At 62.8% G+C, this 2471-nt stretch carries 2 protein-coding genes and 1 pseudogene; 2 read left to right on the top strand and 1 reads right to left on the bottom strand.

Annotated features, from left to right (window positions below; translation table 11 throughout):
- A pseudogene (locus EN742_RS38350) lies at positions 1-1296 on the top strand (adenylate/guanylate cyclase domain-containing protein); the annotation flags it as partial.
- Positions 1297-1412: 116 nt separating this feature from the next.
- Here the strand turns inward: EN742_RS38350 and EN742_RS31720 are convergent.
- Positions 1413-2060 carry a TetR/AcrR family transcriptional regulator gene (locus tag EN742_RS31720; protein ID WP_127405620.1) on the bottom strand — a complete coding sequence of 216 codons (648 nt, stop codon included), beginning with the start codon at positions 2058-2060 and terminating at the stop codon, positions 1413-1415.
- A 200-nt stretch (positions 2061-2260) separates the two neighbouring features.
- Here EN742_RS31720 and EN742_RS31710 point away from each other — a divergent pair.
- The coding region (locus tag EN742_RS31710; RefSeq protein WP_148670397.1) for an FAD-dependent oxidoreductase at positions 2261-2471 on the top strand (211 nt) is incomplete at its 3' end.

Below are 2471 nucleotides of genomic sequence, written 5' to 3'. Positions count from 1 at the left end.
CTTAAGGCCATCGCCTATTGGCAGCGCGCGGGAGAGAGCGCCAACGACCGTTCGGCCAACGATGAGGCCCAGAGCCATCTGCAGAAAGCGCTGAACCTGATCGAAACGCTCCCTGCGGGCCCGGAGCGCCAGCGGCGCGAGCTCGCAGCGCTAACGGTGCTGGGCCGCGTGCTCGCCGCCAGGAGTGGCTACGCAAATCCCGAGGTCGAGCAGGTATATTCTCGCGCGCGCCGCCTTTGCGAGCTGATGCCGGAAGATGCGGACCTCTTCCCGGTTCTGCTCGGCCTGGCCATCTACTCGGCCACGCGCGCCGAACTCACGTCGGCGCACGAGCTGAGCGGACGGCTTCTCGACCTTGCCCGGCAGAGCAACGATCCCGTGTGGGTGGTCGAAGCCCACTATGCTCGGGGGGTCGGCTTTTCCTGGCGCGGCGACTTCAGGGAGGCACGCAAACATCTGGAGCTGGCCTCTGAATCGTATCGCCCACAGCGACATCGAGCGCATCTCGCCCTCTACGGCCAGGATCCCGGACCGATTTGCCTGTGTCGTGGGTCGGCGGTGCTTTGGCACCTCGGCTACCCCGACCAGGCGCTGGCCCGGATGGAAGACGCCCTTGTCTTGGCCGAGCGATTGGCGCACCCCTTCAGCCGCGCTTATGTGCTGACATGGGCAGCATGGTTACGACTGTTCCGACGCGAGGTGGCCGAAGCCGAGGAGCGGATCGACCGTGCGCTCACCTTCGCGACCGAGCAGGCGTATCCCTTTTGGACCGCCATGGCCGCCCAGCAGAAGGGCTGGCTCTCGGCGAAGCAGGGCCATAAGGAGCGGGCGATCGCCCAGATTGAGGATAGCCTGGCCCGGATGCAGGCCGTCGGAACGCACGTGACGCAGGCATACGCGATGGGACTGCTCGGCGAGGTGCTAGGCAGTGTCAATCGCGCGTCCGACGGCGTGCGTCTGATCGATCGGGCCCTCGACCAGGTGAACCGGACCCGCGAGCAGTGGTGCCATGCCGAATTGCTGCGGCTCCGCGGTGCCCTATGCGCTGCCGCGGAACCAGGCGATTGCCGCGAGGCTGAAATCTCGTTCCGCCAGGCGATCGAGCGGTCTCGCGAGCAAGGTGCCAAATCCTGGGAGCTCCGCGCCGCCACATCGCTTGCGCGCCTTTTGGCCGAACAGGGCAAGCGCGCCGAGGCGCACGACCTGCTGGCGCCGACCTACGGCTGGTTCACCGAGGGCTTCGACACGCTCGATCTGAAAGAGGCCAAGACCTTGCTCGACAAGCTGGGGGCATGATCCACATGCCAGCCATGCAATGTCCGGTCCTGGCGCATTCCGGACACCGATCTCGTGCTGAGTCAGTGCACGCGTTCAAAATATCAAGCGAGTAGTCCATCGCGGCCTCGTCCCGGCTATCCGCCCGCGTGTTCGTTGCGACCGTGAGCCGCGATGAACATGGCGACAGCCGCCCGGCAATAGGATTCGATTTCGTCATCGTCCTCTGCTCTCGCCTCATCAAAGCGTGCAATAATCAGAAGATCGGAGCCTTTGAAAAGTGCGGCAAACAAGCGGGCGGACCGGAGAGGATCGGGCACGTTCAGCACCGCCTTCGCGTTCAACTGACGTAACAGGGTCTCGATTTGGGCGACGATATGGGCGGGGCCGGCTTCGTAATGGACTTTGCTCAACGACTTTTGGTTCGGCGTGTCGGCCATGACCATGGCTTCGACGTTGCGGACGTCTGGGCGCAGCAGCGTGCGAAGCAGCGATGATCCCACCGCCATAAGCTGATCCTCGGCCGAGCCATCGACGCCTTCAAAAAGCGCCTGTGGGATTAGCTGCTGACAGCGGGCCGCAAAGGCCGCGCCAAACAGCGCCTCTTTGTTCTCGAAGTGCTTGTAAATGCTGAGCTTCGATATCTTCGCTCGCTGGGCGACCTTGTCCAATGTCGTCGCTTGAAAACCCAATTCTGCAAAGAGTTCGCCTGCGGTGTCGACAATGGTTTGGCCAAGCGCCTCATTGGCGGGCCGGCCACGCCGGCCTCGACTATTTTCGGTCATCTCAATTACAGTCCTTGACAGTATCGTTATTCATGAATTACGATACTACGCAGTTTCAGAAATTCCAAGAGTGGATTTTATCGTGTCCTCCAAATCAGGATTGCCTTGGCCGCCCACCGATATCGAATGCGCATCGCTGGACGATTCTGCGCGCCAGGCTCAGCCCAACCCGCTTCATCCGCAACACGGAGCCCATCACCATGGATGACGTCATCATTATCGGCGGCAGCTTTGCTGGCCTTGCCGCCGCCCTGCAACTCGGCCGTGCCCGCCGCAAGGTCACCGTTCTCGACACTGGCCTGCCGCGCAACCGCTTCGCCGGCCACTCGCATGGTATGCTTGGTCACGATCACAAGCCGCCGCTGGACATCCTGGCCGAGGCGCGCCGGCAGTTGGCGCGTTATCCTGCGA

Source organism: Mesorhizobium sp. M4A.F.Ca.ET.020.02.1.1 (assembly GCF_004022645.1).
Classification (GTDB): domain Bacteria; phylum Pseudomonadota; class Alphaproteobacteria; order Rhizobiales; family Rhizobiaceae; genus Mesorhizobium.
This window is presented reverse-complemented; position numbering and strand designations above follow the sequence as displayed.